General features: G+C 73.5%; 23 protein-coding genes. 11 read left to right on the top strand and 12 right to left on the bottom strand.

Annotation, left to right across the window (positions count from 1 at the left end):
• Positions 1 to 34: 34 nt before the first annotated feature.
• Positions 35 to 442 (bottom strand): DUF5318 family protein, encoded by a 408-nt coding sequence (locus tag RHODO2019_RS16645; protein WP_265384833.1) that lies wholly within the window; start codon positions 440 to 442, stop codon positions 35 to 37.
• A 223-nt stretch (positions 443 to 665) separates the two neighbouring features.
• Between RHODO2019_RS16645 and RHODO2019_RS16640 the strand changes: the two genes are divergently transcribed.
• The 3 genes from RHODO2019_RS16640 (at position 666) to RHODO2019_RS16630 (ending at position 4126) form a co-directional block, all read left to right on the top strand.
• Complete coding sequence (locus RHODO2019_RS16640; RefSeq protein ID WP_265382824.1) at positions 666 to 1268, top strand: PadR family transcriptional regulator; 603 nt, start codon at positions 666 to 668, stop codon at positions 1266 to 1268.
• 23 nt (positions 1269 to 1291) lie between these two features.
• The gene (locus tag RHODO2019_RS16635) at positions 1292 to 2374 is read left to right on the top strand and encodes an inositol-3-phosphate synthase (RefSeq protein WP_265382823.1); all 1083 of its coding nucleotides are present in this window, start codon (positions 1292 to 1294) and stop codon (positions 2372 to 2374) included.
• A gap of 249 nt (positions 2375 to 2623) precedes the next feature.
• Positions 2624 to 4126 (top strand): CoA-acylating methylmalonate-semialdehyde dehydrogenase, encoded by a 1503-nt coding sequence (locus tag RHODO2019_RS16630; RefSeq protein ID WP_265382822.1) that lies wholly within the window; start codon positions 2624 to 2626, stop codon positions 4124 to 4126.
• 18 nt (positions 4127 to 4144) lie between these two features.
• Here the strand turns inward: RHODO2019_RS16630 and RHODO2019_RS16625 are convergent, their stop codons facing one another.
• On the bottom strand, positions 4145 to 4939 hold the full coding sequence (locus RHODO2019_RS16625; protein WP_265382821.1) for an alpha/beta fold hydrolase: 795 nt from the start codon (positions 4937 to 4939) through the stop codon (positions 4145 to 4147).
• Between the two features lie 92 nt (positions 4940 to 5031).
• Between RHODO2019_RS16625 and RHODO2019_RS16620 the strand changes: the two genes are divergently transcribed.
• Positions 5032 to 6366, top strand: a complete 1335-nt coding sequence (locus tag RHODO2019_RS16620; RefSeq protein ID WP_265382820.1) for a serine hydrolase domain-containing protein — start codon at positions 5032 to 5034, stop codon at positions 6364 to 6366.
• Between the two features lie 63 nt (positions 6367 to 6429).
• Here the strand turns inward: RHODO2019_RS16620 and RHODO2019_RS16615 are convergent, their stop codons facing one another.
• Complete coding sequence (locus tag RHODO2019_RS16615) at positions 6430 to 8430, bottom strand: S53 family peptidase (RefSeq protein WP_265382819.1); 2001 nt, start codon at positions 8428 to 8430, stop codon at positions 6430 to 6432.
• Between the two features lie 221 nt (positions 8431 to 8651).
• Here RHODO2019_RS16615 and RHODO2019_RS16610 point away from each other — a divergent pair, with 221 nt between their 5' ends.
• Positions 8652 to 9329, top strand: a complete 678-nt coding sequence (locus RHODO2019_RS16610) for an SDR family oxidoreductase (RefSeq protein WP_265382818.1) — start codon at positions 8652 to 8654, stop codon at positions 9327 to 9329.
• Between the two features lie 57 nt (positions 9330 to 9386).
• Here the strand turns inward: RHODO2019_RS16610 and leuS are convergent, their stop codons facing one another.
• Positions 9387 to 12233 carry a leucine--tRNA ligase gene (gene leuS / locus RHODO2019_RS16605; RefSeq protein ID WP_265382817.1) on the bottom strand — a complete coding sequence of 949 codons (2847 nt, stop codon included), beginning with the start codon at positions 12231 to 12233 and terminating at the stop codon, positions 9387 to 9389.
• Between the two features lie 175 nt (positions 12234 to 12408).
• Here leuS and RHODO2019_RS16600 point away from each other — a divergent pair, with 175 nt between their 5' ends.
• Positions 12409 to 12813, top strand: coding sequence for an SdpI family protein (locus RHODO2019_RS16600; protein WP_265382816.1), 405 nt, complete (start codon positions 12409 to 12411; stop codon positions 12811 to 12813).
• A gap of 1 nt (position 12814) precedes the next feature.
• On the opposite strand, the gene RHODO2019_RS16595 is transcribed toward RHODO2019_RS16600, so the two are convergent.
• Positions 12815 to 13294, bottom strand: a complete 480-nt coding sequence (locus tag RHODO2019_RS16595; protein ID WP_265382815.1) for a DUF427 domain-containing protein — start codon at positions 13292 to 13294, stop codon at positions 12815 to 12817.
• A 51-nt stretch (positions 13295 to 13345) separates the two neighbouring features.
• On the opposite strand from RHODO2019_RS16595, the gene RHODO2019_RS16590 reads away from it, so the two are divergent.
• Positions 13346 to 14242, top strand: coding sequence for an NAD(P)-dependent oxidoreductase (locus RHODO2019_RS16590; RefSeq protein WP_265382814.1), 897 nt, complete (start codon positions 13346 to 13348; stop codon positions 14240 to 14242).
• Positions 14243 to 14452: 210 nt separating this feature from the next.
• Positions 14453 to 14926 carry a group I truncated hemoglobin gene (locus RHODO2019_RS16585; protein ID WP_265382813.1) on the top strand — a complete coding sequence of 158 codons (474 nt, stop codon included), beginning with the start codon at positions 14453 to 14455 and terminating at the stop codon, positions 14924 to 14926.
• A gap of 510 nt (positions 14927 to 15436) precedes the next feature.
• Here the strand turns inward: RHODO2019_RS16585 and RHODO2019_RS16580 are convergent.
• From RHODO2019_RS16580 to RHODO2019_RS16570, 3 genes are all read right to left on the bottom strand, one after another.
• Positions 15437 to 16501, bottom strand: a complete 1065-nt coding sequence (locus RHODO2019_RS16580; RefSeq protein ID WP_265382812.1) for a threonine aldolase family protein — start codon at positions 16499 to 16501, stop codon at positions 15437 to 15439.
• Positions 16498 to 17865, bottom strand: coding sequence for a DUF6421 family protein (locus RHODO2019_RS16575; RefSeq protein WP_265382811.1), 1368 nt, complete (start codon positions 17863 to 17865; stop codon positions 16498 to 16500). Before RHODO2019_RS16575 ends, RHODO2019_RS16580 begins: the two co-directional genes overlap by 4 nt.
• Before the next feature lie 139 nt (positions 17866 to 18004).
• Complete coding sequence (locus RHODO2019_RS16570; protein WP_265382810.1) at positions 18005 to 18583, bottom strand: YqgE/AlgH family protein; 579 nt, start codon at positions 18581 to 18583, stop codon at positions 18005 to 18007.
• 53 nt (positions 18584 to 18636) lie between these two features.
• Here RHODO2019_RS16570 and gad point away from each other — a divergent pair, with 53 nt between their 5' ends.
• The 3 genes from gad to RHODO2019_RS16555 all read left to right on the top strand — a co-directional run bounded on the left by gad (position 18637) and on the right by RHODO2019_RS16555 (position 22391).
• Entirely contained in the window at positions 18637 to 20001 is a 1365-nt protein-coding gene (gene gad / locus RHODO2019_RS16565; protein ID WP_265382809.1) for a glutamate decarboxylase, read from the top strand.
• Between the two features lie 32 nt (positions 20002 to 20033).
• Complete coding sequence (locus RHODO2019_RS16560; RefSeq protein WP_435532237.1) at positions 20034 to 21332, top strand: MFS transporter; 1299 nt, start codon at positions 20034 to 20036, stop codon at positions 21330 to 21332.
• 144 nt (positions 21333 to 21476) lie between these two features.
• Positions 21477 to 22391: an alpha/beta hydrolase gene (locus tag RHODO2019_RS16555; RefSeq protein WP_265382807.1), complete on the top strand. Its 915-nt coding sequence runs from the start codon at positions 21477 to 21479 to the stop codon at positions 22389 to 22391.
• Between the two features lie 61 nt (positions 22392 to 22452).
• On the opposite strand, the gene RHODO2019_RS16550 is transcribed toward RHODO2019_RS16555, so the two are convergent.
• The 4 genes from RHODO2019_RS16550 to RHODO2019_RS16535 all read right to left on the bottom strand — a co-directional run bounded on the left by RHODO2019_RS16550 (position 22453) and on the right by RHODO2019_RS16535 (position 26798).
• Positions 22453 to 23994: a malate:quinone oxidoreductase gene (locus tag RHODO2019_RS16550; protein WP_265382806.1), complete on the bottom strand. Its 1542-nt coding sequence runs from the start codon at positions 23992 to 23994 to the stop codon at positions 22453 to 22455.
• Positions 23995 to 24307: 313 nt separating this feature from the next.
• The gene (locus tag RHODO2019_RS16545) at positions 24308 to 24955 is read right to left on the bottom strand and encodes a hypothetical protein (protein ID WP_265382805.1); all 648 of its coding nucleotides are present in this window, start codon (positions 24953 to 24955) and stop codon (positions 24308 to 24310) included.
• Between the two features lie 189 nt (positions 24956 to 25144).
• Positions 25145 to 26617 carry a CCA tRNA nucleotidyltransferase gene (locus RHODO2019_RS16540; RefSeq protein ID WP_265382804.1) on the bottom strand — a complete coding sequence of 491 codons (1473 nt, stop codon included), beginning with the start codon at positions 26615 to 26617 and terminating at the stop codon, positions 25145 to 25147.
• 31 nt (positions 26618 to 26648) lie between these two features.
• On the bottom strand, positions 26649 to 26798 hold the full coding sequence (locus tag RHODO2019_RS16535) for a hypothetical protein (protein ID WP_265382803.1): 150 nt from the start codon (positions 26796 to 26798) through the stop codon (positions 26649 to 26651).
• Positions 26799 to 26997 lie beyond the last annotated feature (199 nt).

The raw sequence follows: 26997 nt of genomic DNA, 5'->3' as shown, positions 1-26997 counted from the left end.
TTCTCGGTCAGGGTGGCGCTCGGGGGGGCAGGCGTCACTCGCTGGCGGTCCGGCGACGGGGGGCCCGTCGACGGGTGCCCGGCGCCACGGGAGCGCCCAGCACGTAGCTCTGCACGAGGTGGTTCCAGCTGCACGTGCGGCAGACCTCGACGACGTGGACGGTGAACTCGTCCTGGGTGGCCGCGAGGCGCACGAGCTCCTCGGGCATGCGCGCGGAGCCCGAGACGGGGCCCAGCCGGTCGCCGAACACCCACGAGACGAGCGTGAGCTTCTCCTTGCGGCAGACGGGACAGTCGGTGCTCGCCTGCCGCCCGTGGAACTTCGCCGCGCGGAGCAGGTACGGGCCGGCGTCGCAGACCGAGCTCACCCCGGTGCGCCCGGAGTGGACCTCGGCCAGCAGGGCTCGACGCTGCAACGCGTAGTCGACCACCTGCCTCTGCATGCGCACGCCGAACAGCGTACGTGCGGCTTCCTGAGCAGGACCTGGCACCGGTAGCGGTACCCGAGCGGACGACGTCCTGCGGGCGCGATACCCCCAGGGGCTCCTCTCGAGTGCATCACGCCGGCGGGCCGACCGGGCAGGAGCGCCGTGCCGCCAGGTTGACGAGATGTATCGCTGCGATACAGTCAACCGAAACATCGACGATGTGAACAGGAGGTGGACCGTGCTCGAGCTCGCCGTGCTCGGTCTGCTGCACGAGGCACCCATGCACGGCTACGAGCTGCGCAAGCGGCTGACGGGCATGCTCGGGGCGTTCCGCGCCTTCTCCTACGGCTCGCTCTACCCCGCCCTGCGCCGCATGCAGGCCGACGGGCTGATTGTCGAGGACGCCGATCCGCTGGGCACGGGCACCGACGCCAAGCGGCGCGCACGCCGGGTGTACCAGCTCACGGCCACGGGCAAGGAGCGCTTCGCCGAGCTGGTGGCCGACACGGGTCCGCAGACCTTCAGCGACGACGGCTTCGGGGTGCACCTGGCGTTCTTCAGCCGCACCCCTGCCGCCAGCCGCATGCGGATCCTCGAGGGCCGCCGCCGCCAGGTCGAGGAGCGCCGCGAGGGGCTCCGCAGCCAGGTCACCAAGGCCGGCAGCAAGCTCGACCGCTACACCGACCAGCTGCACCGCCTCGGCCTGGAGACCAGCGAGCGCGAGGTCCGCTGGCTCAACGAGCTCATCGCGGCCGAGGCCGAGCCACCCGATCCCGACGCACCGCCCGCGGCCGCACCCGAGCCCGGCCCGAACCACACCGACCGCACCGTCACACCCTGAATCGACCGAGGAGAACCCGAGAAATGGCTGACACCAACCGCACGAGCGTGCGCGTCGCGATCGTGGGCGTGGGCAACTGTGCCTCGTCCCTGGTCCAGGGCGTGCAGTACTACCAGGACGCCGACGAGAACGCGACGGTCCCCGGCCTCATGCACGTCCGCTTCGGCCCTTACCACGTCCGCGACGTCGAGTTCGTCGCCGCGTTCGACGTGGACGCCAAGAAGGTCGGCTTCGACCTGAACGAGGCGATCGTCTCCAGCGAGAACAACACCATCAAGATCGCCGACGTGCCCCCGACGGGCGTCATCGTCCAGCGCGGCCCCACCAACGACGGTCTCGGCAAGTACTACCTGGAGACCATCACCGAGTCCGACGCCGAGCCGGTCGACATGGTCGCCGCGCTCAAGGACGCCGACGTCGACGTCCTGGTCTGCTACCTCCCGGTGGGCTCGGAGGTCGCCGCCAAGCACTACGCGCAGTGCGCCATCGACGCGGGCGTGGCCTTCGTGAACGCCCTGCCGGTGTTCATCGCCTCCGACCCCGTGTGGGCCAAGAAGTTCGAGGACGCGGGCGTGCCGATCGTCGGCGACGACATCAAGAGCCAGGTGGGCGCGACCATCACCCACCGCGTGCTCGCCAAGCTGTTCGAGGACCGCGGCGTGCAGCTCGACCGCACCATGCAGCTCAACGTCGGCGGCAACATGGACTTCAAGAACATGCTCGAGCGCGAGCGCCTGGAGTCCAAGAAGATCTCCAAGACCCAGGCCGTCACGTCCAACCTGCAGCGGGAGATGGGCGCCAACAACGTCCACATCGGACCGTCGGACTACGTCGCGTGGCTCGACGACCGCAAGTGGGCCTACGTCCGCCTCGAGGGACGTGCGTTCGGTGACGTGCCGCTGAGCCTGGAGTACAAGCTCGAGGTCTGGGACTCCCCGAACTCGGCCGGCATCATCATCGACGCCGTCCGGGCCGCGAAGATCGCCAAGGACCGCGGCATCGGTGGCCCCGTGTTCGCCGCGGCCAGCTACCTGATGAAGTCGCCGCCGCGCCAGCTGGCCGACGACGTGGCCCGCACCCAGCTCGAGGAGTTCATCGCGGGCTGACCGCCAGCTCCACCGCCACCGCCACCGCCAAGTGCGGGCTCTTGGTCGCCATTCCACCCTGGATGACAGCCAGAAGCCCGCACTTGGCGACGGACGGGGGACGGGCGGGCCCATGCCGGCGAGCGCCTGGTGACCCGCTGCACGGTGACGACACTGCCCCGCGCAGGTCGGGACCGGCCCGTGGAGGACTCCGACGTGGTCGGATGGGGAGAGCCCGTTCGCCCTGCGCACGACCCGAGGGAGCACCGCATGTCCGAGAACCCCCCCACCGTCCCGCACTGGATCGGCGGTGCCCGCGTCGAGGGCGTCGGCGGCACGGCTCCCGTGACGGACCCGGCCACCGGTGAGGTGACCGCCCGGGTCTGCCTGGCCACCGCCGAGGAGGCGCGCACCGCCGTGGCCTCGGCCGCAGCCGCCTTCCCCGCGTGGCGCGACACCTCGCTGGCCCGGCGCACCCAGGTGCTCTTCGCCTTCCGCCAGCTGCTCAACGCCCGCGCCCCCGAGCTGGCCGCGCTCATCACCGCCGAGCACGGCAAGGTGCTCTCCGACGCCGCCGGCGAGGTGGCCCGCGGCCAGGAGGTCGTCGAGCTCGCGTGCGGGATGCCGCACCTGCTCAAGGGCGCCTTCACCGAGAACGCCTCCACCGGGGTGGACGTGCACTCGGTGCGCCAGCCGCTGGGCGTCGTGGCGGTGATCAGCCCGTTCAACTTCCCCGCGATGGTGCCGATGTGGTTCTTCCCGGTCGCGATCGCCGCCGGCAACTGCGTGGTGCTGAAGCCGAGCGAGAAGGTGCCCTCGGCCGCGCTGTGGATGGCGGAGCTGTGGCAGGAGGCGGGCCTGCCCGACGGGGTGTTCACCGTCCTGAACGGTTCCGCGGAAGCCGTCGACACCCTGCTGACCCATCCCGACGTGGCCTCGGTGTCCTTCGTGGGATCCACCCCGGTGGCGCGGCACGTGTACGAGACCGGCACCGCGCACGGCAAGCGGGTGCAGGCCCTGGGCGGGGCCAAGAACCACATGGTGGTGCTGCCGGACGCCGACCTGGACCTGGCCGCGGACGCCGCGGTCAACGCCGGGTTCGGCTCCGCCGGTGAGCGCTGCATGGCCATCTCCGCCCTGGTGGTGGTGGGCGGGGTGGCCGAGGACCTCGTGGCCCGGATCGCCGAGCGCACGGTGGGCCTGCGCACCGGGGACGGCCGACGCGGCTGCGACATGGGTCCGCTGGTGTCCGCCGCGGCCCGCGACCGGGTCACCGGGTACGTCGCGGCCGGGCAGGAGGCGGGCGCCACGGTCGTGGTGGACGGCCGCGGCGTCGAGGTCGACGCGGACGGGGAGGGCTTCTTCGTCGGGCCGACGCTGCTGGACCACGTCAGCACGGACATGAGCGTCTACACCGACGAGATCTTCGGCCCGGTGCTCGCCGTCCTCCGGGTGGACACCTACGAGCAGGCGGTGGCGCTGGTCAACGCGAACCCCTACGGCAACGGCACCGCCCTGTTCACCCGCGACGGCGGGGCCGCCCGACGGTTCCAGAACGAGGTCCAGGTGGGGATGATCGGCATCAACGTGCCGGTCCCGGTCCCGATGGCCTACTACTCCTTCGGCGGGTGGAAGAGCTCGCTGTTCGGCGACACGCACGCGCACGGCACCGAGGGCGTGCACTTCTTCACCCGCGGCAAGGTGGTCACCAGCCGCTGGCCGGAGCCGAGCGGGCGTGCCGCGCTGGACCTGGGCTTCCCGACGAACGCCTGACGGCGGGCCGGGCCCGGATCAGGCCGCGACGGTGGAGCTCCCGCCGAGCAGCACGAGGCCGATCCGGGCCGGGTCGTCGGACATGGGCACGTGGCCCAGCCCCGGCAGCACCACGTGGGTGGCGTCGGGGAACAGTCGTCGGGCGTTGCGTGCCTGGTGCACCGGCAGGATGAGGTCGCGCCGGCCCCAGGCGATGGTCACCGGCACGGACGTGCGGGCCACGGCGGGGGCGTTGCCCAGTCCCGCGTCGAGCACCGGGTCGATGACGGCGTTGTCCAGCAGCCCCAGGGCGTCGACGATGGCGGCGTCCGCGTCGACCTTCCACGGGCGGCCGAAGAACGGGAACAGCGAGGCCGTGCGCCCCACGGGGTTGCGCAGCGCGGTGGGGATGTGTGCCTTCTGCTTCCCGGTGATCGCCCGCGAGGCCCGGAACACCCGCGCGGTGTACGCGGTGTCCCACGCGCCGCTGGCGAACCCGGCCGGGCTCAGGGCCGTGGCGCTGGCCACCCGCCCGCGGACGGCGAGCTGCAGGGCCACGAGCCCGCCGAGCGAGTTGCCGGCCACGTGCGGGCGGCCCTCGTCCGGGGCGAGCCGGTCGAGCATCCCGTCCACGGCGTCGACGATCGCACCCACCGGGTCGGCGCTCGGCGGCAGCGCGGGAGACTCGCCGTGCCCGGGCAGGTCGATCGTCACCACGCGGCGGTGCGGCGCGAGCGCGGAGAGAACCGGGTCCCAGGCGTGCTGGCGGTGCGACAGCCCGTGCACCAGGACGAGCGTGGGGCCGTGGCCGTGGACGGTGTGCGCGAGCTCCATGGGGGCATCCTGCCCCTGTGCGTGATTTCTCTATCCAGGGGGCGAGGTTTCGTTCACAGGTGCGAAGCGCACACCCCTGGTAGACACCGCACGTGCTGATCGAGACCACCCGCGCCGCCCTGGACGCCCTGGACGCCCACCTTGCCGCTGAGCAGGCCGACCACCGGCTGCCGTCGGTCGTCGCCGGGCTGGTGCGCGACGGGGAGCTCGTGTGGTCCGGGGCGGCCGGTGACGGGACGGTCGACCACCAGTACCGCTGCGGCTCCATCACCAAGACGTTCGTGGCCGTGCAGGTGCTGCGGCTGCGGGACGCCGGACGGCTGCAGCTCACCGACCTCGTCGAGCAGCACGTGCCGGGCACGTCCATCGGCCGGTCGACCGTCGCGCAGCTCCTGGCCCACAGCGCCGGGCTGCGGGCGGAGACGGCCGGCCCGTGGTGGGAGCGCACCCCGGGGACGAGCTTCCGCGAGCTCGCCAGCGCCAGCCTCGGACCCGACGCTGCCCGCGCTCGGCCCGGCCGGCGCTTCCACTACTCCAACGTGGGCTACGCCGTCCTGGGTGAGCTCGTCGCGCGCCAGCAGGGCCGCCCGTGGCACGAGGTCCTCGCCGAGGAGCTGCTCGCCCCGCTCGGCATGACCCGCACCAGCCTGCGCCCGCAGGAGCCGGCGGCAGCGGGTTTCGCCGTGCACCCCTTCGCGGACGTGCTGCTGCCCGAGCCGGAGCACGACCACGACGCGATGGCCCCCGCCGGCCAGCTCTGGACCACGGTCGCCGATCTCGCACGCTGGGCCGGGCTGCTCGCCGGGCGCCACCCCGAGCTCCTCGCCCCCGCGACGCTCGAGGAGATGCTGGAGCCACAGGTGGTCGACGACCGGCCGGGGGCGGCGTGGACGGCCGCGCACGGCCTCGGGGTGCAGGTGTGGAACGACGACGGCAGGCGCAGCCACGGTCACGGCGGGTCCATGCCGGGCTTCCTGGCCGGTCTGCGGGTGGATGCTGAGAGCGGCGACTCCGCGATCGCGTTGTGCAACAGCACGTCCGGGCTCTCCCACGGCCTCGGTGCAGAGCTGCTGACGATCCTGGGCCCGCGTCCGGTCGCGCCGTGGAGGCCGTCCGCGGTGGCCCCGGACGTGCTGGCCCTGACGGGCTCGTGGTTCTGGGGCCCGATCCACCTGCTGCTGCGCGCGACCCCGGACGGGCTGGAGCTGGCCCCCGCCGCCGGCGCCGGACGGGGCTCGCGGTTCGTGGTCACCGTCGGCGGCTGGCGCGGGCTGGACGGCTACTACGCCGACGAGCCGCTTCGGGTGGTGCGGCACCCCGACGGCGCCGTCTCGCACCTGGACCTCGCGAGCTTCGTGCTCACCCGCACCCCGTACGACACCGACGCGGACGTGCCGGGTGGTGTGGACCCCGCCGGGTGGCGCTGAGCCGGACGACGGCCGGGGCCGCCCACCTGCGAACGGTGGACGGCCCCGGCAGATCCGGTCGAGCTAGCCCTTCATGGAGGCGATCATCCTCGGCACGTCGATGCTGCCGAGCCCCGTGGTCTGGTCGTAGCCCTTGGTCGTCGTCAGCGAGGAGTCCTTGTCCAGCGAGATCAGGAACGTGTTCCCGCTGCTCGCGCTCGTGTACACCACGGCCCCGGCGGGCTTGAGCGGCTGCACGTCCCGGGTGATCGTCGGGTCGAGCTTGTAGCCCGCGTACAGCGCCGGGTTCGCGAAGCCCACGGTCCTGCCGGTGGCCTGCTGCACGAGGGCCACCTGGGCCGCCGTCAGCGGGGACGCCAGGCTGGTGCCGCCGTAGGTCTCGGTGGTGAACGCACCCGTGTTCTGGGTGGCGTCGTCGGTGATGGGGCTCAGGCCGATGAGGAAGCCGGTGTACGGGTCGGCCAGCGAGGCCACGTCCGGGGAGACGCGGGCCGCGCCGCCGCCCTTGCTGTTCGCCAGCGCGTCCGGCACCACACCCCTCTGGTAGGCGGGCTGGGCGAACTTGTCGCTCACGCCACCGCCGGCGCCGCCACGGAACGTGCCGGGCAGCGGGGAGACGAGCGCACCGTCCTTGATCTGGTCGGTGGCGCTGCCCCAGCCGGTCTCGGTGGTGTAGCCGCCGTTGGCCGCGACCTCGAGGCTGGTGCCACCGACGGAGGTGACGTAGGGCGAGGTGGCCGGGAAGTCGGGGGACTTGTACCCGAGCTTGGCGACCTCGTCACCGCTGTCGCCGCTGGAGAAGTAGAGGCCGATGCCCTCCACCGCCGCCTGGACGTGCTGGTTCTGCTCGCCGGAGATGACGCTGTCCGGCACCGCCTCGCCGGCGTAGCCGTAGCTGTTGCTCACGATGGTGGCGAGCTTCTGGTCGAGGATCGTGCTCATGGCGATGTCGAGCCCGCCACCGCAGTTGAAGCCACCGACGTAGAGCAGCTGGGCCCCGGGCGCCACGCCGTGGGCGGACTGCACGTCGAGGGTCTGCTCGCCCTGCCAGCCTCCGGTGGTCCCGCAGGCCGCGGTGTCGCTGAAGTCCGACACCTTGGGGACGATCTGCTTGTACGTCGCACTCGTCAACGGCGGGCTGCCGGTCTTGAGGGCGTAGGTGTTGGTGTCGGAGACGATGGAGGGCGAGGCGTAGGCGTCGATGATCGCCACCGTCTGGCCGGAGCCGTCGTTACCGGCGTTGATGCCCTTGTCCAGGTTGTAGGCCGAGCGCAGCTGGCCCGGGGTGTAGCCGCAGATGTTGGTCGGGAAGCTCTTCTGGCCGTACGCCTTCGGGGTGGTCACGGTGTGCTGGCCGAAGTACGTCGAGCACGGCGCCGGGGTCGTGGCGGGGGCCGGAGCAGCCGGGGGGGCCGAGCGCTGCTGGGCCTCGGGGGAGGCCATGTCGGTGCCGGCACCGGGGGCGACCAGGTCCGGCCGGGTGACGTGCCGGCCCTGGTCGATGGTCACACCCGCAACCTTGGCGGCCACCGCGGCGGGCGCCTTGGGGTCCGAGGACGGGGCGACGAGCTGCTGGCCGGAGTAGTCGTAGGTGTGCAGCGTGGTGCTGAAGGCCGCGTTGATCACCGACGCCGACCCGCGGAACACCACGTACTGGCGGCTGGCCGGCACGGCGGTGATGGTGAGGCCCTGCGACGTCACGAAGTCCGTGATCGTCCTCAGGTCCGCCCTGGTGGGGGCGTAGGTGCGGATCCACCCGGCCGGGGTGAGGTACTGGCCGTACTTCGCGTCACCCGGCGTGGAGACCGCGGTGGCGAGCGCCTGGGCACCGGCCTGGTCGCGGAGCGGGAGGTAGATCTCGCCCTCGACGGACGTGTCGGCGGCGGTGGTGCCGACGTCGTTGGCGGAGACGGCCCAGCTGGGGACGGACCCCGGGATCGCCCGGGGCGAGCTGGGCGCGGCGGAGGCGGTGCCCGCGACGGTGCTGAGGGCGGTGAGCGCGGTCACCGTGGTGACGGCGACCAGCGCGGCAGTCCGGCGTGGGCTGCGGGGGGGACGGGACACTATCGGCCTCCTGGAGTGGGCGGAGCGGCTGCCCTGCAAGGCAGTTAGCAAGGCTTACCAGTCTCCCGGAACGGTGAGAAGAGTTCTCCCAGAAGTTGCCCAGGAACATCTCAGGAATGGCGTGCATCGTCCCCGTGTGTTGGTTGGTGCACCTTTCGTCCGGTGTCTGCGCGACGTGTGGTGGGCGCGGGTGCGGGGTTCCGGTCGGTACCGTCCCGCTCATGAGCACCCGACCCACCGCACTGGTCACCGGCGCCTCCCGCGGGGTGGGTGCCGCGACGGCCCGCGCCCTCGCCGCCACCCACGACGTGCTGCTCGGCGGCCGGGACGCCGACGCGCTGGCCGCGCTGGCCGCCGAGCTCCCGGGGGCCACCGCGTGGCCGGTCGAGCTGACGGCGGTGACCGCCGCCGACGTCGCCACGATCAGCTCGCTGGACGTGCTGGTGCACTCCGCGGGAGTGGCCCGGCTCGGCACGCTGGCGGAGAGCACGGCACAGCAGTGGCGGGAGACCCTCGAGGTGAACGTCGTGGCCGTCGCCGAGCTGACCCGGCTGCTGCTGCCCGCGCTGCGTGCCGTCGGCGGGCACGTCGTGCTGGTCAACTCCGGGGCGGGGATCACGGCCAACGCGGGGTGGGGTTCCTACGCGGCGAGCAAGTTCGCGCTGCGGGCCCTGGCGGACGCGCTGCGCGCCGAGGAGACGGGGCTGCGGGTGACCTCGGTGCACCCGGGCCGGGTGGACACCGACATGCAGCGCGCCGTGGTCGCGCACGAGGGCGGCGCGTACGACGGCAGCCGCTTCCTCACCGCGGACAGCGTCGCCGCAGCGGTGCTCGCCGCGGTGCTCGCCGGGCCGGACGCGCACCTCACCGAGCTGGTGCTGCGCCCGACCGGCCGCTGACGCACCGGGCCCTCGCGCCGAGCTGGTGATCTCCGCCCGGCGCGAGGGGTGGTGCGGCTACACCACCAGGTTCACCAGGCGGCCGGGCACCACGATCACCTTCTTCGGCGCACCTCCGGCCAGCAGCTCCACGACCTTGGGGTCGGCCAACGCCGCCGCCTGCACGTCCTCCCGGGAGGCGTCCGCGGCGACCGTGATCTTGGACCGCACCTTCCCGTTGACCTGGATCGGGTAGTCGACGGTGTCCGCGGTCAGCCACTGCTGCTGCGCCACCGGGAACGGCCCGTGCGCGAGCGAGCCCCCGCCCTCGACGCCACCGTGGCCCAGGCGCGACCACAGCTCCTCGGCCGCGTGCGGGGCCAGCGGGGCGAGCATGAGCACCAGCGGCTCGACGACCGACCGCGGCGCCCCGTCCGGGAACACCTTGGTCAGGTGGTTGGTCAGCTCGATGAGCTTGGACGCCGCGGTGTTGTTGCGCAGGGCCGCGTAGTCCTCGGCCACGCCGGCGATGGTGCGGTGCAGCAGCCGCAACGTCACGTCGTCGGGCTCGACACCGGTCACCCGCACGGCGCCGGTCTCCTCGTCGACCACCGTGCGCCACAACCGCTGCAGGAACCGGTGCGCGCCCACCACGTCCTTGGTCGACCACGGGCGCGAGGTGTCGAGCGGACCCATGCTCATCTCGTACACGCGCAGGGTGTCCGCGCCGTACTGCGCCGCCATCTCGTCCGGCGAGACCGAGTTCTTCAGGCTCTTGCCCATCTTCCCGTACTCGCGGTTGACGGGCTGGTCCCCGAGCCAGTACCCGCCGTCGCGCTCGACGACCTCGGCCGCGGGCACGTGCACACCCCGGTCGTCGGTGTAGGCGAAGGCCTGGATGTAGCCCTGGTTGACCAGTCGTCGGTAGGGCTCCGAGGAGCTGACGTGGCCCAGGTCGAACAGCACCTTGTGCCAGAAGCGGCTGTAGAGCAGGTGCAGCACCGCGTGCTCCACCCCGCCGACGTAGAGGTCGACGCCCCCCGGGTCGCCCGCCCCGTGCAGCTCGGGGCGCGGGCCCACCCAGTAGGCCTCGTTCACCGGGTCGACGAACGCCTCGGTGTTGGTGGGGTCGATGTAGCGCAGCTGGTACCAGGAGCTGCCGGCCCACTGCGGCATCACGTTGGTGTCGCGCCGGTAGTGCTGCAGACCGTCGCCCAGGTCGAGCTCGACGTCCACCCAGTCGGTCGCCTTGTTCAGCGGCGCGTAGGGCTGGGAGTCCCGGTCCTCGGGGTCGTAGCTGTTGGGTGCGTAGTCCTCCACCTCGGGCAGCTCGACGGGCAGGGCGCTGTCGGGCAGGGCGTGGGCCGCACCGTCCTCGCCGTAGACGATGGGGAACGGCTCGCCCCAGTAGCGCTGCCGGGCGAACAGCCAGTCGCGCAGCTTGTAGGTGATGGTGCCGCGGCCGGTGCCGACCTCCTCCAGGTGCGCGATGACCGCCGCCTTCGCCTCGTCCACCGCCATCCCGTCCAGGCTGAGACCACCAGGTACGCACGACGACACGGCGACCCCGTCCCCGGTCCAGGCGGCCTCGGCGACGTCACCGCCGGAGACGACCTCGACGATCGGCAGGCCGAGCGCGGTCGCGAAGTCGTGGTCCCGCTGGTCGTGCGCCGGCACGGCCATGATCGCGCCGGTGCCGTAGCCGGTGAGCACGTAGTCGGCGAGGAACACCGGCACGGGCTCACCGTTGACCGGGTTCGGCACGGTGGAGCCGGTGAAGACGCCGGTCTTCTCCCGGTTCTCCTGCCGCTCCAGGTCGCTCTTGCGCGCCACCGCGTCACGGTAGGCGTCCACGGCCTCGGCAGGGGTGGCCGCGCCCCCGGTCCAGCGCGCATCGGTGCCGTCGGGCCAGGCGTCGGCCGTCAGGGACCGCACCAGCTCGTGCTCCGGCGCCAGCACCACGTACGTCGCACCGAACAGGGTGTCCGGGCGGGTGGTGAACACGTCCACCGGGCCGAAGGAGACCTCCGCCCCCCGGCTGCGGCCGATCCAGTTGCGCTGCATGGCCTTCACGCTGTCCGGCCAGTCGAGCCCGTCCAGGTCGTCGATCAGCCGGTCGGAGTAGGCGGTGATGCGCATCATCCACTGGCGCAGGGTCTTGCGGAACACCGGGAAGTTGCCACGGTCGCTGCGGCCGTCGGCGGTGACCTCCTCGTTCGCCAGCACCGTGCCCAGGCCGGGGCACCAGTTCACGACCGACTCGCTCAGGTGCACCAGGCGGTGGTGGTCGAGCTCGGCACCCTGCTCGGCGGCGCTCATCTCCGCCCACACCCCGCCCTCGGGCGTGCGCGTGCCGTCGGCGAAGGCCGCCGCCAGCTCGCCGATCGGCCGGGCACGGCCGGCCTCGGTGTCGTAGAACGCCCCGTGGATCTGCAGGAAGATCCACTGGGTCCAGCGGTAGAACTCGGTGTCGGTGGTGTTGACCCGGCGACGCTCGTCGTGACCCAGGCCCAGGCGGCGGATCTGGTCGAGGTAGCGGCCGACGTTGGTCTCGGTGGTGGTGCGCGGGTGCGTGCCCGTCTGCACCGCGTACTGCTCCGCAGGCAGCCCGAAGGCGTCGAAGCCCATGGTGTGCAGGACGTTGCGGCCGGTCATCCGGTGGTAGCGCGCGTAGACGTCGGTGGCGATGAAGCCCAGCGGGTGCCCGACGTGCAGCCCCTCGCCCGAGGGGTACGGGAACATGTCCTGGACGAACAGCTTGTCCGCCGGGACCTCCCCGTCGGCCAGGTCGCCCACCGGGTTCGGCGCGTGGAACGTGCCGCGCTCGGCCCAGAGCCGCTGCCAGCGCGCCTCCACCTCGCCGGCGGTGGCCGCCGTGTAGCGGAACGCGGGGGTCTCGGTGCTGGACGGCGTGGGGGTGGTCACTGCGTGCTCCTCGGTCGGTCGGGGCCCTGGCAGCAGGAAACCCCTCCGCTGCCCGAGCGTGAGGGGTCGCCGCGCCGACGGGGATCAGTCAGCGCGGCCCGTGGAGCGGGAGGCCGGTGCGCACGAGGGCCATGGTAGACGGTGGTCCCGGTCGGTCACGCCTACCATCGTGGGCATGGTCGCGGTCCTCGGTGGTGCAGTGCTCGTGGTGGTGGGAGTGGCCCTGGCGGTCGTCGGGATCCTCGGGCTGACCGCCCGCCTGCCCCGCAACCGCTGGGCCGGTGTGCGCACCCCGGGCTCGCTGGCCTCCGACGAGTCGTTCACCCTCGCCAACCGGGCCGCCGGTCCCGGAGTCGTGGTCGGTGCACTCCTGCTCGTGCTGGCCGGGGCCGCCGTGGTGGGGCTGGAGGGTCTCCCGCGGATCGTGGTCGCCGTGGTGCTCGCGACCGGGGGCGGTGCCCTCGTGGTGGCGGCCGGGGCGCTCGGTGCCCGCGCCGCCGCCGTCCGGGCTGCCGACGGTCCGCACGAACGCTGCGCCGACTGCACCGGCTGCGACCTGATGGACTCCCTCAGGGCCTGAGCTACCAGCCCATCGTGCCCGGGGCGCCCTTGAAGGGGCCGTCCAGCTCGGAGGTCACCCAGCCGCCGTAGAACCCGCCCGGCTGCGGCTGGACCCGCTCCCCGTCCACCGTGACCTCGTCCAGCGGGCCGGCGTAGAGCGCGACGCGGTCGGTCAGCACGGGGTACCGGCGGTCCGGCGTCGGGTACCACCAGCCGATCTCGCGCAGCGGGGACGTCCCGGGCACCACCAGGTCCACGTAGCGGGCGGTGCCCTTCCACTCGCACATCGTGCGTCGGTCGGTGGCCGTGAGCAGGCCCTCGGCGAACGCCGCCCGCGGCAGGTAGTACGTCGGCGGGTGGCTCGTCTCCAGCACCCGGACGACGTCGGTCGTGTCGAGCACCGTCACCCCGCCGTGGCGCACCACCACCCGCAGGTCGACCGCCTCGGCGCGGGGCGGACGGGGGTAGTCCCAGACGGACTCACGGGTTCGGTCGTTCACCCTGCGACCGTAGGCCCGGGGGGTCGACGGGGCAGGGCAGGATCAGTCCCCGTGACCACCACCGTCCTCGTCCTGGATCCCCGCGGCCTCACCGAGCTCGCCGACCTGCCCGGCGTGCGCGTGCTGCACCACGTGCCCGGAGCCGAGCCGACCGACGAGGCCCGCACCGCACAGGTGCTCGTGGCCGAGGGCGGCACCGTGGACGAGGTGGCCGCGCTCGCAACCCAGCTGCCGGCCCTGCGGCTGGTGCAGACGACGAACGCCGGGACCGAGACGTGGGTGGGCCGCCTGCCGGCGCAGGTGGAGCTCTCCAACGGCCGCGGCGCGCACGGCGCGTCGACCGCGGAGTGGGTGCTGGCGGGGATGCTCGCCGTCTACCGGGACCTGGTGACCTTCGCCGGTGCCCGCACCTGGTCCGACCACCGCACCGAGACCCTGGTCGGCAAGCGCGTGCTCGTCCTGGGTGCCGGGGACCTCGCCACCGAGCTCGTGGTGCGCCTGCACGCCTGCGGGGCGTCGAGCACCCTCGTGGCCCGCACGGCCCGGGACGGGGTGCACGCGATCGACGAGCTCGCGCAGCTGCTGCCCGCCCACGACGCGGTGGTGCTCGTGGTGCCCCTCACCGACTCCACGCGCGGGCTCGTCGACGCTGCGTTCCTCGCCCGCATGCCCGACCGGGCACTGCTGGTGAACGCCGCACGCGGTGGCGTGGTGGACACCGGTGCGCTGCTCGCGGAGCTGACGTCCGGGCGGCTGCGCGCAGTGCTCGACGTGACCGACCCCGAGCCCCTGCCGGACGGCCACCCGCTCTGGGGCGCGCCCGGGCTGCTGCTGACCCCGCACGTCGGCGGGTTCACCTCCGGGCGCGACGACCGGGCCTGGGCCGTGGCGCGGACGAACGTGGCGGCCGTGGGACGCGGGGAGCAGCCGCCGAACCTGGTGCGCTGAGCCCCTGCTCCCCGGCGTTGTGCGCGCACAACGCCGTTCCGGCGCCGTTCTTGGTGCGTTGTGCGCGCACAACGCCGTTCCGGCGCCGTTCACGAGATGGCGCCATTCACGACCCGGAACCTGGGCCTACCCGGTTGTGCGCTATTGACGAGCGCGCGGCCGAGTTGCACAGTGATGGCTGTCACACACCGGAGCGGAGAAGGGCACACCATGAGCCAGGCGACCCAGACCGAGGCGAAGCTGATCGCGGAGCAGGTCAACGAGACCACCGACGCCGGTCCGGGCGAGGTGTCCCTGTACGAGCGCCTGGGCGGCACGTACGGCATCTCCGGTGCGGTGGACATCTTGGTCGACCGCCTGTTCGCGAACGTCGCCGTGAACGCCAACGAGGCCGTGCACGCCCACCACGGGAACCCGGCCAACGCCCCGGGCTACAAGTTCCTCGTGACAGCCTGGTCGATCGAGGCCGCCGGCGGCCCGAAGTGCTACCCCGGCCTGGACATGGTCGCCGCGCACACCTCGTTGCACATCGACACCGCGGGGTTCGACGCCGTGGCCACCGAGATCGCGGCCACCCTGAGCTTCCTCGGCGTGCCCGCCGGTGAGCACGCGGAGTTCATGGCGATCATCGAGCACTACCGACCGTCCGTCATCGACGGCACCCCGGTGCCGGCCCTGGCCTGACCACCTGCCCCACCCCGACCTACCCCGCGTTCTGCGCGCACAACGTCGTTCCCGCCCCGTCCTCGGCGCGTTGTGCGCGCACAACGTCCCCACGGCCGGGACGCGGGCCGGGACTCGCGCAGGGCGCTCAGCGGTGCAGGCGGGCGGGCAGGGTGGCCCGTGCGGGAGGCCGGGCAGCAGCTCGGCCTCGGTGCTGACGCCGGTGCGCTGGTGGCGCCCGCTCAGCCAGGTGGAGCCGACGGCCACGGTGCGCTGGGCGGGTACCACGTCGCAGCACGTCGTGACCCCGACCGGCCGCTCGGCCACCCGCTGCACCCGGGACGCGTGCCCGTCCCAGGTAACCCTGCACCATCTCCAGCGCGTCCGCGGGGGTCCTCGGACGGGAGAGCGTGGGCCACCGGGTGAACACCGCGCCGTCGTCTGCGACCACCAGCAGTCCCGGGTCGTGGTCCAACGACAACCGGGCCGGCGTGACGCGCTCCCCGACGAGCGTCACCGGGTCCGACCACGTCATCCCGCGTAGGCCACCATCTCCTGCGCGATCGCGGCGGCGAAGGCGTCGACGTCGGCGGCGGTGGTGTCGAAGCTGCACATCCAGCGCACCTCGCCGGTGTTCGCGTCCCAGGTGTAGAAGCGGAAGCGCTGCTGGAGCTTCTCGGTCACTGCCGCCGGGAGCACCGCGAACACCGCGTTCACCTGCGCCGCACGCTGCACCTCGACGCCCGGGATGGCGCGCACCGCCGCCTCGAGCCGGGTTGCCATGGCGTTGGCGTGCCGGGCGTTGCGCAGCCACAGCTCGTCGGTCATCAGGGCGAGCAGCTGCACGGACAGGAACCGCATCTTCGAGCCGAGCTGCATCGACGTCTTGCGCAGCCGCACCAGCGAGGTCACCGCCGAGGGGTCGAGCACCACCACGGCCTCGCCCAGCATCACGCCGTTCTTGGTGCCGCCGAAGCTGAGCACGTCCACCCCGACGTCGGTGGTGAACGCCCGCAGCGGCAGGCCCAGCGCAGCGGCGGCGTTGGCGATCCGGGCCCCGTCCAGGTGGACCGTGAGCCCCAGCTCGTGAGCCCGGTCGCACAGCGCCCGGAGCTCGTCCGGGGTGTACAGCGTGCCCAGCTCGGTGGACTGGGTGACGGAGACGACCTGGGCCTGGCTGCGGTGCTCGTCGTCGAAGTCCCGGGCCTCGCCCATGATCAGCTCGGGGGTGAGCTTGCCGTCCGGAGTCGGCACGGTGAGCAGCTTCAGCCCGGCGACCTTCTCCGGCGCCCCACCCTCGTCGACGTGGATGTGCGCGGTGCCGGCGCAGATCACCGAGCCCCAGCGGCTGGTCAGGGCCTGCAGGGCCGTGACGTTGGCCCCGGTGCCGTTGAAGACGGGGAACGTCTCCGCCTGCTCGCCGAAGTGCCCGCGGAAGACCTGCTGCAGCCGCTGCGTGTAGACGTCGGCGCCGTAGGCGGACTGGTGGCCCTCGTTGGCCACGGCCAGGGCGGCCAGCACCTCGGGGTGCACCCCGGAGTAGTTGTCGCTGGCGAAGCCTCGGACGGCGGGGTCGTGCAGGCGGTCCACGGTCACGCGACCACGCTAGCCGGGCTCGAGGCACCGGTGATCCCCGCCGTGGCGGCCACCACCGGTCGCAGCTTCTTCTCCAGCGCCTCGAAGAACATGCTCAGCGGGAACTCGTCGGGCAGGACCACGTCCACCAGGCCCTTCGGCGGCCCGTCCAGCGGCAGCGCGTCGACCCCGCGGGCCCACACCGAGGCCGGGTTGGGGGTGAGCACGCTGCTGACCAGCTCGTAGGAGGCGATCCAGTGCGCCACCTTGGGCCGGTCGATGCTGCGCCAGTACAGGTCCTCGATGCGCTCCAGCAGGGCCAGCACCGCACCCGGCAGCGCCGCCCAGTCCACGGTGAGGGCGTTGTCGGTCCAGTGCAGCACCCGTGCCTGGTGCAGGTGCGCGAACAGCAGCTGCCCCGCCACGCCGTCGTAGTTGCGCACCCGGGACCCGGTGAGCGGGAAGCGGATCCCGCGGTCGAGCAGCAGCGCCACCTGCAGCAGCCGCGCCTGGTGGACCCCGGCCGCCTCCAGCGCCACCGCGGCCCGGAACGCGGTGAGGTCGCAGCGCAGCTCCTCCAGGCTGTAGAGCCAGAACGGCATGCGCTGCTTGATCATGAACGGGTCGAACGGCAGGTCGCCGTGGCTGTGCGTGCGGTCGTGGATGAGGTCCCACAGCACGAAGGTCTCCTGGGCCAGGGCCTGGTCGGTGAGCAGGGCCTGCGCCTGCGCCGGCAGCTCCAGGTGCGTGGTCGCGACCACCGCCGCGGAGACGGCCCGGAAGCGCGCGGACTCCCGGTCGCAGAAGATCCCGCCCCAGGCGAACCGCGGCGTCTCGCGCACGGCCACCGACTCCGGGAACAGCACCGCGGCGTTCGTGTCGTAGCCGGCGGTGAAGTCGAGGAAGGCGATGGGGACGAACTTCTCGTTGGCGTAGCCGTCCGCCTCGATCGCGGCCACCCAGGCCGGCCACACCACCTGCAGCAGCACGGCCTCGACCTTGCGCTCGGTGGAGCCGTTCTGGGTGAAGGTGGGGAACACCACGAGGTGGCAGACCCCGTCCGCGCGCGTGAGCTCCGGGTGGAACAGCAGCAGCGAGTCGAGGAAGTCCGGCACCCCGAACCCGGTGGCGGCCCAGCGTCGGAAGTCCGTCTGCGCCGCGTCGAGGTAGCCGGCGTCGTGCGGGAACAGCGGAGCCAGCTCCGCCACCGCGGCGACCAGGTGGTCGACGGCCACCGCCGCGTCCGCGTGCTCGTGCGGCACGGAGCCGTCGGCGAGCTGCAGGGTCTGCAGCCGGTGCGCGGCCTCCTTCAGCGCGGCCCACGCCGGGTGCCGCAGGGCCTGCTCGCCCGCGGTGCTGGTGGTGGTCTCCGCGATGTCGGTCATGGTCGATGCCTCCCCGTCAGCCCCCCGGTGTGCCGGGGGGGCTCGGTGCCGTGCGGGCGGGTGTGCCCTGGTCCACAGGATCCCGCGCCGGTCCGACGTCGAGCAACCCGGGGTGGCGTCCCGGTGGCCGGGGGCCGCCTCAGTTGCGGTCGGTCTCCAGCGGGTGGCTGGCCAGCAGGGCCACGGGCATCGGCTGGCGGCGCAGCACCCGCCCCCACAGGTCGACCCGGCCGGGCTCGAGCACGTCGGTGGGCAGCGAGGCCAGCACGAGCCAGTCGCCGCGGGCGAGCTCACCGTCGAGCTGCCCGGCCGACCACCCCGCGTAGCCCACGAACACCCGCACCCCGTCCAGCAGCGGTGCGAGCTCGGAGGGGTCGCCGTCGAGGTCCACCAGCACCACCCGACCCTGCACCGGCCGCAACCCGCGCACGCCCTCGGCGCTGCAGCCCACCCGGACGGTGCCCAGGCACAGCGCCGAGTCCCGGGTGACGGGCCCGCCGACGAACAGCGCCCGAGGCCGCACGGCGTGCTCGGACCAGGCCGGCAGCACGTCGTGCACCGCGGTGTCGCTGGGCCGGTTGAGGACCACGCCGACCGTGCCCTCGACCGAGTGGTCCACCACGTAGACGACGGTCCGGCGGAAGGTCGCCTCGGTCAGCGCCGTGGCGGAGACGAGCAGGCTGCCGGGCTCCACCGGGGGAGCGCTCGCAGGAGGCACCCCTCGATCATGGCACCCACCGCCGGCCCACCGGCGTGCGTACCGTCTCGACCGTGACCGCAGCCGAGCCCGACGACGACGTCCTCCTGCCCGCCTACACCGGGCGCCTCGGCCTCGAACCGGTCCCGGCGCGCACCCTGCCCGAGCGGGAGATGACCCCCGGGGCGGCGTACCGGTTCATCCACGACGAGCTGATGCTCGACGGCAGCTCACGGCTGAACCTCGCCACGTTCGTCACCACCTGGATGGAGCCCGAGGCCGAGCGCCTGATGGCCGAGTCCTTCGACAAGAACATGATCGACAAGGACGAGTACCCGGCGACGGCCGCGATCGAGGCCCGCTGCGTCGCGGTGGTCGCGGACCTGTTCCACGCGCAGGTCGCCGTGGGGGCCGACCCCACGGGGGTCTCCACGATCGGCTCCTCTGAGGCCGTGATGCTCGCCGGGCTCGCCCTGAAGTGGCGCTGGCGGGCGCGGCGCGACCAAACCGGGCGGCCGACGCCGAACCTCGTGCTCGGCACCAACGTCCAGGTGGTGTGGGAGAAGTTCTGCCGCTACTTCGACGTCGAGGCGCGCTACCTGCCCGTCGAGCCCGGCCGCTACGTCATCACCCCCGAGCAGGTCGCCGCCGCGGTCGACGAGGACACGATCGGTGTCGTGGCCATCCTCGGCACCACCTTCACCGGCGAGCTCGAGCCGGTCGCCGAGATCTGCGCGGCCCTCGACGCGGTCGCGGCGAAGGGCGGCCCGGACGTCCCCGTGCACGTCGACGCAGCCAGCGGCGGCTTCGTGGTGCCGTTCCTCGACCCGGACCTGGCGTGGGACTTCCGGCTGCCGCGGGTGGCCAGCATCAACGTCTCCGGCCACAAGTACGGCCTCACCTACCCGGGCCTGGGCTTCGTGGTGTGGCGCGCACCGGAGGACCTGCCCGACGACCTCGTCTTCCACGTGAACTACCTGGGCGGGGACATGCCCACCTTCACCCTGAACTTCTCCCGGCCCGGCAACCAGGTCGTCGGGCAGTACTACAACTTCCTGCGCCTGGGCCGCGACGGCTACACCCGGGTCATGCAGAGCCTGCGCACCACCGCGGTGTGGCTCTCCGGCGAGATCGCCGCGCTGGACTGCTTCGACCTGCTGTCCGACGGCTCCGCCATCCCGGTGTTCGCGTTCCGGGTGGTCGGCGAGCCGGGCTTCACCGTCTTCGACGTCTCCCACGAGCTGCGGGCCCGTGGCTGGCAGGTGCCCGCGTACACCATGCCGGAGAACGCCACGGAGGTCGCCGTGCTCCGGGTGGTGGTGCGGGAGGGGTTCAGCGGCGACCTGGCCCGCTCGCTGCGCGACGACCTCTGCACCGTGGTCGACGAGCTCACGGCGCGGGGCGGCCGGGGCTCGAGCGCCGCCCACTTCGCACACTGAGCCCCGTGGCGCGGGTGGGCCGGGTGGCGCGGGTGGGCCGGGTGGCGCGGGTGGGCCGGGTGGCGGCGCTGCGCGCAGCCGTGGCCGACCACCCGGGGCTCGGACGCCTGGTGGCCGTGCGCTTCGGCGCGCAGTGGGGCGACGGGCTGTTCCAGGCCGCGCTGGGGGGCGCAGTGCTGTTCAACCCGGAGCGCCAGGCCGACCCCGCGGCGATCGTCGCCGGGCTCGCCGTGCTGCTGCTGCCGTACTCGGTGGTGGGCCCCTTCGCCGGGGCGCTGCTGGACCGCTGGGACCGCCGCCGGGTGCTGCTGTGGGCGAACCTGGTGCGGGCCGCGGGAATCGGCGCGGTCGCGGTGGTGGTGGCCCTCGGGGTGAGCGGACCGGGGCTGTTCGTCGGGGCCCTGGCCGTGACGGGGGTGAGCCGCTTCGTGCTGGCCGGGCTCTCCGCCGCGCTGCCGCACGTGGTGCGCACGCAGGCGATCGTCGGCGTCAACGCGGCCCTGGCCACGTCGGGCGCGGTGGTGGCCGTGCTCGGGGCGGCCACGGCGCTGGGGGTGCGCGCCGCGGTGGGAGCGGGGGACCTCGGCTCGGGGGTGACGGTGGCGGTGGCTGCGGTGGGCTCGGTGGGGGCCGGGCTCGTGGCGGCGGGATACGCGCGGCAGGCGCTGGGACCCGGGGTGGGCCCGGCGGACGGGACCGGGTCGACGGTGGGGGCGGTGGCGGCCGGGCTGGGCCGCGGGGCCCGGGCGGCGTGGCGGGCGCCCGGGGTGGCCGCGGCGCTGCTGGCCCTCGGTGCGCACCGGGTGGCCTTCGGCATCAACACCCTGCTCGCGCTGCTGCTCGTGCGGTACGCGTTCACCGGGAGCAGCCCGCTGCTGCCGTCCGGGATCGCGGGGTTCGGCCAGGTGGTGGCCGCAGGGGCGGTGGGGCTCCTGCTGGCGGCGGTGCTGACCCCGCTGCTGGTGCGCCGGTGGGGGCAGCGCCGGGCCGTGACGGGCGCGCTGGCCGTGGCCGTGGTGGCCCAGCTCGTGCTGGTGCCGACCCTGGCGCAGGGGCCGGTGCTGCTCGCGGCGCTCGTGCTCGGGACGGCCGGGCAGGTGGTGAAGCTCAGCGCGGACGCCGCCATGCAGACACAGGTCGACGACGCGCACCGGGGGCAGGTCTTCGCGCTGCAGGACGCGCTGTTCAACGTGGCGTACGTGGCCGCGGTGGCCGGGGCCGCGACGGTCGTGCCGGCGGACGGGCGCTCGGTGGGGCTGGCCGTGGCGGGGGGCGGGGTCTACGCGCTGGGCCTGCTCGGCCACCTCGTGGTCAGCCACCGCCGCCCCTGAACCCCCGCCGGCTCCGAGGCCGCGCCCGCCGCACCCTCCAGCACATCCCGCGGGTGCAATGCCGTCCTCGCCCGAGCGGGCGCCCACCCGCTCCCGGTCCGGCACCGCCTACTGTGGCCTGCACCACACCAGCAGGAGGTCGCCGTGGAGGACCTGGACATCGACAGCAGCGGGACCCGGATGGGCGCGTGGCGGCTGCGGGCCCGGTCGGACGCCCTGCTCGGCCCCCGGGGTCGCCCGTGCGTGGTCATGGCCCACGGCTTCGGGGCCACCCGGGACGCGGGGCTGCTGCCGTTCGCGGAGCAGTTCGCCGATGCGGGTGCAGACGTCGTGCTGTTCGACTACCGCGGCTACGGCACCTCGGACACCGCGGCGGGGTTCCCGCGCCAGGACGTCGACCACCGGCGCCACCGGGAGGACTACGCCGCGGCGATCACGGCCGTGCGCGCGCTGGACGGTGTGGACCCGGACCGGCTCGTGCTGTGGGGCAGCTCCTACTCCGGCGGCCACGTGCTCCCGGTGGCCGCGGCGGACGGCCGGATCGCCGCCGTGATCTCCCAGGGTGCGGCGGTGGACGGCCTCGGCGCGCTGCTGCTCATGCTGCGGGTGTCCGGGGTGCGCCACGTCGCCCGGATCACCGGGCACGCGCTGCGCGACGTCGTCGGGTCACGGCTGGGCAGGCCCGCGCACCACATCCCGGTCGTCGGGGAGCCCGGAACGCTGGCCGCGATCGCCGCTCCGGACGCCGCCACCGGCTACCGGGTGATCATGGGGCCCACGTTCCGCAACGAGATGTGCGCCCGGGGTGTCCTGCGGATCGCGCTCAACCGACCGGTGACCGCGGCGCCCCGGGTGCGGTGCCCGCTGCTCGTCGTCGTCGCGGAGCGGGACAACGTGGCCAACCCGTCCGCCGTGCGGAAGGCGGCCGCCACGGCGGGCGGCTCCGTCGAGGTGGTGGAGCTGCCCAGCGGGCACTTCGACATCTACACCGGCGAGGCGTTCGAGCGTTCGGTGCGCGCACAGGTGCAGTTCCTGACCCGCACCCTCGCCCCGGTGTAGGCGCCCCCCGACACGAGCATCCCGCCGGAGGGAGCCACGAGCCCGGCCGGCCGGGAACGGATCAGGCGGTGACCCGCTCCGGCTGACCGCCCACCCAGGTCAGCTCGAGCTCGGCCGCCGTGGTCTCGTGCACCGTCGCGAGCAGCTCCGGGTTGTCCGCGAGCGTCGTGCCGTAGGAGGGCACGAGCTCGGTGAGCACCGGGGCCCACTGCGCCTTCTTGTCCGGGAAGCACTGTGCGAGCAGCTTGAGCATCACGGGCACGGCGGTGGAGGCGCCCGGGGAGGCCCCGAGGAGCGCAGCCACGGATCCGTCGGCGGCGGTGACGAGCTCGGTGCCGAACTGCAGGGTGCCGCGCGCGCCGGTCTGCCCCTCGCCCCGCGGCTTGATCACCTGCACGCGCTGACCGGCCGTGACGAGCTCCCAGTCCTCCAGCCGCGCCGTCGGCACGAACTGCTGCAGCGCCCTGAGCCGGGCCTTGCGCGACTGCAGGACCTGTCCGACGAGGTACTTCACGAGGCCGGTGTTGTGCAGGCCGACCGACAGCAGCGGCAGCAGGTTGTGCAGCTTGACCGAGCTCAGCAGGTCGGTCAGCTTGCCGTTCTTGAGGAACTTGGGCGAGAAGCCCGCGTACGGGCCGAACAGGAGGTCCTGCTGGCCGTCGATGACGCGGGTGTCCAGGTGCGGCACCGACATCGGCGGGGCACCGACGGCCTCCTTGCCGTACACCTTGGCCTGGTGCTGGGCGATGACCTCGGGGTTGGTGCAGCGCAGCCACTGACCGCTGACCGGGAAGCCGCCCAGGCCCCTGCCCTCGGAGATGCCCGACTTCTGCAGCAGCGTCAGGGCGCCTCCGCCGGAGCCGATGAACACGAACCGCGCGCGCACGGTGGACCGGCGCCCGGAGGCCAGGTCCTTGACCGACGCCTCCCACAGGCCGTCACGGCCCCGCGTGAGGTCGCGCACCTCGTGCCGGAAGTGCAGCTGGGCCCCGCCCCGCTCGACGTAGTCGAACAGGTGGCGGGTCAGCGAGCCGAAGTCGACGTCGGTCCCGGCGTCGGCGCGGGTCATCGCCACCGGGGAGGCCGCGAAGTCGCGCTCGGCGGCCATCAGCGGCGCCCAGCGGGCGATGGTCTCCGGGTCCTCGGTGTACTCCATGCCGGCGAACAGCGGGTGGTCCGAGAGCAGCTCGTAGCGCTGGCGCAGGAAGGCGACGTCGGCCGCGCCGTGCACGAAGCTGACGTGCGGCACGGGGTTGATGAACTCCCGCGGCGACTCGATGAGACCGTTCTCCACCAGCGTGGACCAGAACTGCTTGGAGACCTGCAGCTCCTCGTTGATCGAGACGGCCTTGCTGATGTCGATGCTGCCGTCGGCCTTCTGGGGGGTGTAGTTGAGCTCGCAGAGCGCGGAGTGACCGGTCCCGGCGTTGTTCCAGGCGGCCGAGCTCTCCAGCGCGACGGCCTCGAGCCGCTCGTGCACGGCGATGGTCCAGTCGGGCTGCAGGCGGGTGAGCAGCGCTCCGAGGGTGGCGCTCATGATGCCGCCGCCGATGAGGAGGACGTCGACGGGATCGCCGTCGGTGTGCTGCGGTGCCGTGGTCACGGTGTACCAACTCCGGTGTGTCCGAGGCCGCGTCGATGTTGGTGCGTGGCCCGTCCGGGCCCTGCGTCGGGAGCAGGGACGACGTGGTCACCAGCATCGGGGAAGCCTGCGTGTGCGTCGGGCCACCACCGGTGACCTGCGGGCGAGCACGACGTCGTGCGCCGACTTCGAGGCTAGGACGTCGGCCCCGAGGCCTCAGCCCGAGAGGGCATGAGTCCCGTCACACGCACGCCCGGGCCGGACGTCCACCGCTGGTCAGGGCCGCGGGTACCCCGGTGTGCGACGAGCGTCACGCGAGCCGCTGCGGGGGACGTCACCACAGGAAGCCGTCGTCCCCACCGCGCACGACCACGTCACCCGCGCCGTCCCCGTCGGTGTCGACCAGCTGGGTGTCGACGGTGCCGTCGAGGTCGGTGTCGATCCCCGTCGTGTCCACCCGGCCGTCGCCGTCGGTGTCCAGCCCCACGGTGTCCGCCCGGCCGTCACCGTCCGCGTCGCCCACCACGTCGTCGGCCCGGCCGTCACGGTCGGCGTCCACGGTGGCGGTGTCCGCGTGGCCGTCGCCGTCGGTGTCGGTGGCCGCGACGGTGGTGCTGGTGCGGCCGGCGGTGTCGGTCCAGGTGAGGGCGGCGGGCTCGGGCTCCGGTGGGGGCTGGGGTGACGGTGTGGGCTGGGGTGACGGTGTGGGTGCGGCCACCGGGAGCTCCACGCGCTGCGCCCAGGTGCCCAGGTCCCCGGAGTCCGAGTAGACGTGGTCGCCCACCCCGTCATCGTCCAGGTCGAGCACCGAGCGGTCGGCCACGCCGTCGCCGTCGGAGTCCCACATCGCGTCGTCCACCCGGCCGTCGCCGTCGAAGTCCAGGGCCACCGCGTCGGGGGTGCCGTCGCCGTCCAGATCGAGGTCGGCGGGCGAGGTCCACGTGGTGGTGGTGCCGTCGCCGGTGCCGAAGGAGTAGTCCACACCGTTCCGACGGCCCGCCCGGGCGCGCGGTTCCCCAGCGCCCGCTCTCCTCGGCGCGTTCTCCTTGGCGCGTTCTCCTCGGCGCGTTGTGCGCGCACAACGCACCAAGGAGAGCCCCGGAACGACGGTGTGCGCGCAGAACGCGGTGGGGGCGGACGGGCGAGGACGAGGACGGGCGACGCGGCGGGCTCAGGCCGGCGGGGCGATCCCCTGCTCCTGCGCCCAGGCCAGCAGAGCGGCTTCCGCGTCGTCGCGCGAGAGCGGCCCGCGGTCCAGGCGGAGCTCCTTGAGGTGCTTCCACGCCCGCCCGACGACGGGCCCCGCCGGTACCCCCAGCAGCGCCATGATCGCGTTGCCGTCGAGGTCCGGCCGCACCCGCGCGAGGTCCTCGTCGGCCGCGATCCGGTCGATGCGTGCCTCGAGGTCGTCGTAGGTGGCCTGCAGCGCCGCGGCGCGGCGGGCGTTGCGGGTGGTGGAGTCCGCCCGTACCAGCTTGTGCAGCTGCCGCAGCTGCGGGCCCGCGTCGGTGACGTAGCGGCGCACCGCGGAGTCGGTCCACTCCCCGCCGCCGTAGCCGTGGAAGCGCAGGTGCAGGAACACCAGGTGGGCCACGTCCTCGGTCACCTGCTTGGAGTGCTTGAGCGCCTTGAGCCGCTTGCGGGTCATCTTCGCCCCGACCACCTCGTGGTGGTGGAAGCTCACCCCGCCCGCGGCCTCGTGCCTGCGCGTGGCGGGCTTGCCGATGTCGTGCAGCAGGGCGGCCCAGCGCAGCACCAGGTCGGGGCTCTCGTGCTCGGGATCGGCCAGCTCCAGGTCGATGGCCTGCTGCAGCACGGTCAGCGAGTGCGCGTAGACGTCCTTGTGCTGGTGGTGCTCGTCGATCTCCAGCCGCATGGCCGGCACCTCGGGCAGCACGAGCTCGGCCAGCCCGGTGCCCACCAGCAGGTCGATCCCCTCGCCGGGGTGCTCCCCGCAGAGCAGCTTGTCCAGCTCGGCGCGCACCCGCTCGGCGGTGATCCGACCGATCTCGGCAGCCATGGCCGTCATCGCCGCCTGTACCCGGGGGGCGACGGTGAACCCCAGCTGGGAGACGAACCGGGCCGCGCGCAGCATCCGCAGCGGGTCGTCGGCGAAGGAGTCCTCCGGCGCACCCGGGGTGTCCAGGACGCCGGCGACGAGGTCGTCCACCCCGCCGAAGAGGTCCACCAGCTCGGGCTCCCCGCCCAGGCGGACGGCCAGGGCGTTCACCGCGAAGTCGCGCCGCACCAGGTCCCCGGCCAACGAGTCGCCGTAGACCACCTCGGGGTTGCGGCCGACCCGGTCGTAGGCGTCGGCGCGGTAGGTGGTGATCTCCACCTGCTGGCCGTCCTTCTCCGCGCTCACCGTGCCGAAGGCGATGCCGGTGTCCCACTGGGCGTCGGCCCAGCCGCGCAGCAGCACCTGGACCTGCCCGGGGCGGGCGTCGGTGGTGAGGTCGAGGTCGGTGCCCAGGCGCCCGAGCACGGCGTCACGCACGCTGCCGCCGACCAGGTGCAGCTTGTGCCCGGCGGCGGTGAAGCGGGCGGCCAGCGGGTCGAGGACGGGCTCGAGCGTGCGCAGGGCGGTCTGCGCCCCGGCCAGCAGGCGGGCGCGGCGCTCGTCGGCGGGATCGGGGGTGCTCACGGGGGGCCAGCGTAGCGAGGCCGCGCGGTGCTCAGACGCGCACGCCGTTGCTGCGCAGCCACACCTGGGCACGGCCCAGCGCCCCCAGCGATCCGCGCTGCGACTCCCCGAGCGCGGCCAGCAGCTCGGCCCGGGCGGCGTCGCGGGACACGTCGGGGGCGGTGGCGGCGGTGACCGCCACCAGGACGCGTCGACGGACGGGTCTGACGAATGCCTCCACCCTCGCTCGGAGCACGGACGTGCGCGATCGGTCACCGGCCGCACCGTGCGCAGGAGGGGTGCGGGAGTGGTGGGGGCGCGCCCAGCCGGCACGAGGCGTGCGAGCTCGGCGCCGCGCGCTCGATCCGCGGTGCCGGGGCTGCCGCACGGCGCGCACTACC

Source organism: Rhodococcus antarcticus, assembly GCF_026153295.1.
Classification (GTDB): Bacteria; Actinomycetota; Actinomycetes; order Mycobacteriales; family Mycobacteriaceae; genus Rhodococcus_D; species Rhodococcus_D antarcticus.
The sequence above is the reverse complement of the archived record's forward strand: the minus strand, read 5'-3'. Positions and strand labels throughout refer to the sequence as shown.

Bases quoted from the DNA above. Each gene is read 5' to 3' on its own strand.
- RHODO2019_RS16645 (WP_265384833.1), bottom strand. From the start codon at position 442: ATGCAGAGGCAGGTGGTCGACTACGCGTTGCAGCGTCGAGCCCTGCTG.
- RHODO2019_RS16630 (WP_265382822.1), top strand. From the start codon at position 2,624: ATGTCCGAGAACCCCCCCACCGTCCCGCACTGGATCGGCGGTGCCCGC.
- RHODO2019_RS16610 (WP_265382818.1), top strand. From the start codon at position 8,652: ATGAGCACCCGACCCACCGCACTGGTCACCGGCGCCTCCCGCGGGGTG.
- RHODO2019_RS16600 (WP_265382816.1), top strand. From the start codon at position 12,409: ATGGTCGCGGTCCTCGGTGGTGCAGTGCTCGTGGTGGTGGGAGTGGCC.
- RHODO2019_RS16625 (WP_265382821.1), bottom strand. From the start codon at position 4,939: ATGGAGCTCGCGCACACCGTCCACGGCCACGGCCCCACGCTCGTCCTG.
- RHODO2019_RS16575 (WP_265382811.1), bottom strand. From the start codon at position 17,865: ATGACCGACATCGCGGAGACCACCACCAGCACCGCGGGCGAGCAGGCC.
- RHODO2019_RS16635 (WP_265382823.1), top strand. From the start codon at position 1,292: ATGGCTGACACCAACCGCACGAGCGTGCGCGTCGCGATCGTGGGCGTG.
- RHODO2019_RS16585 (WP_265382813.1), top strand. From the start codon at position 14,453: ATGAGCCAGGCGACCCAGACCGAGGCGAAGCTGATCGCGGAGCAGGTC.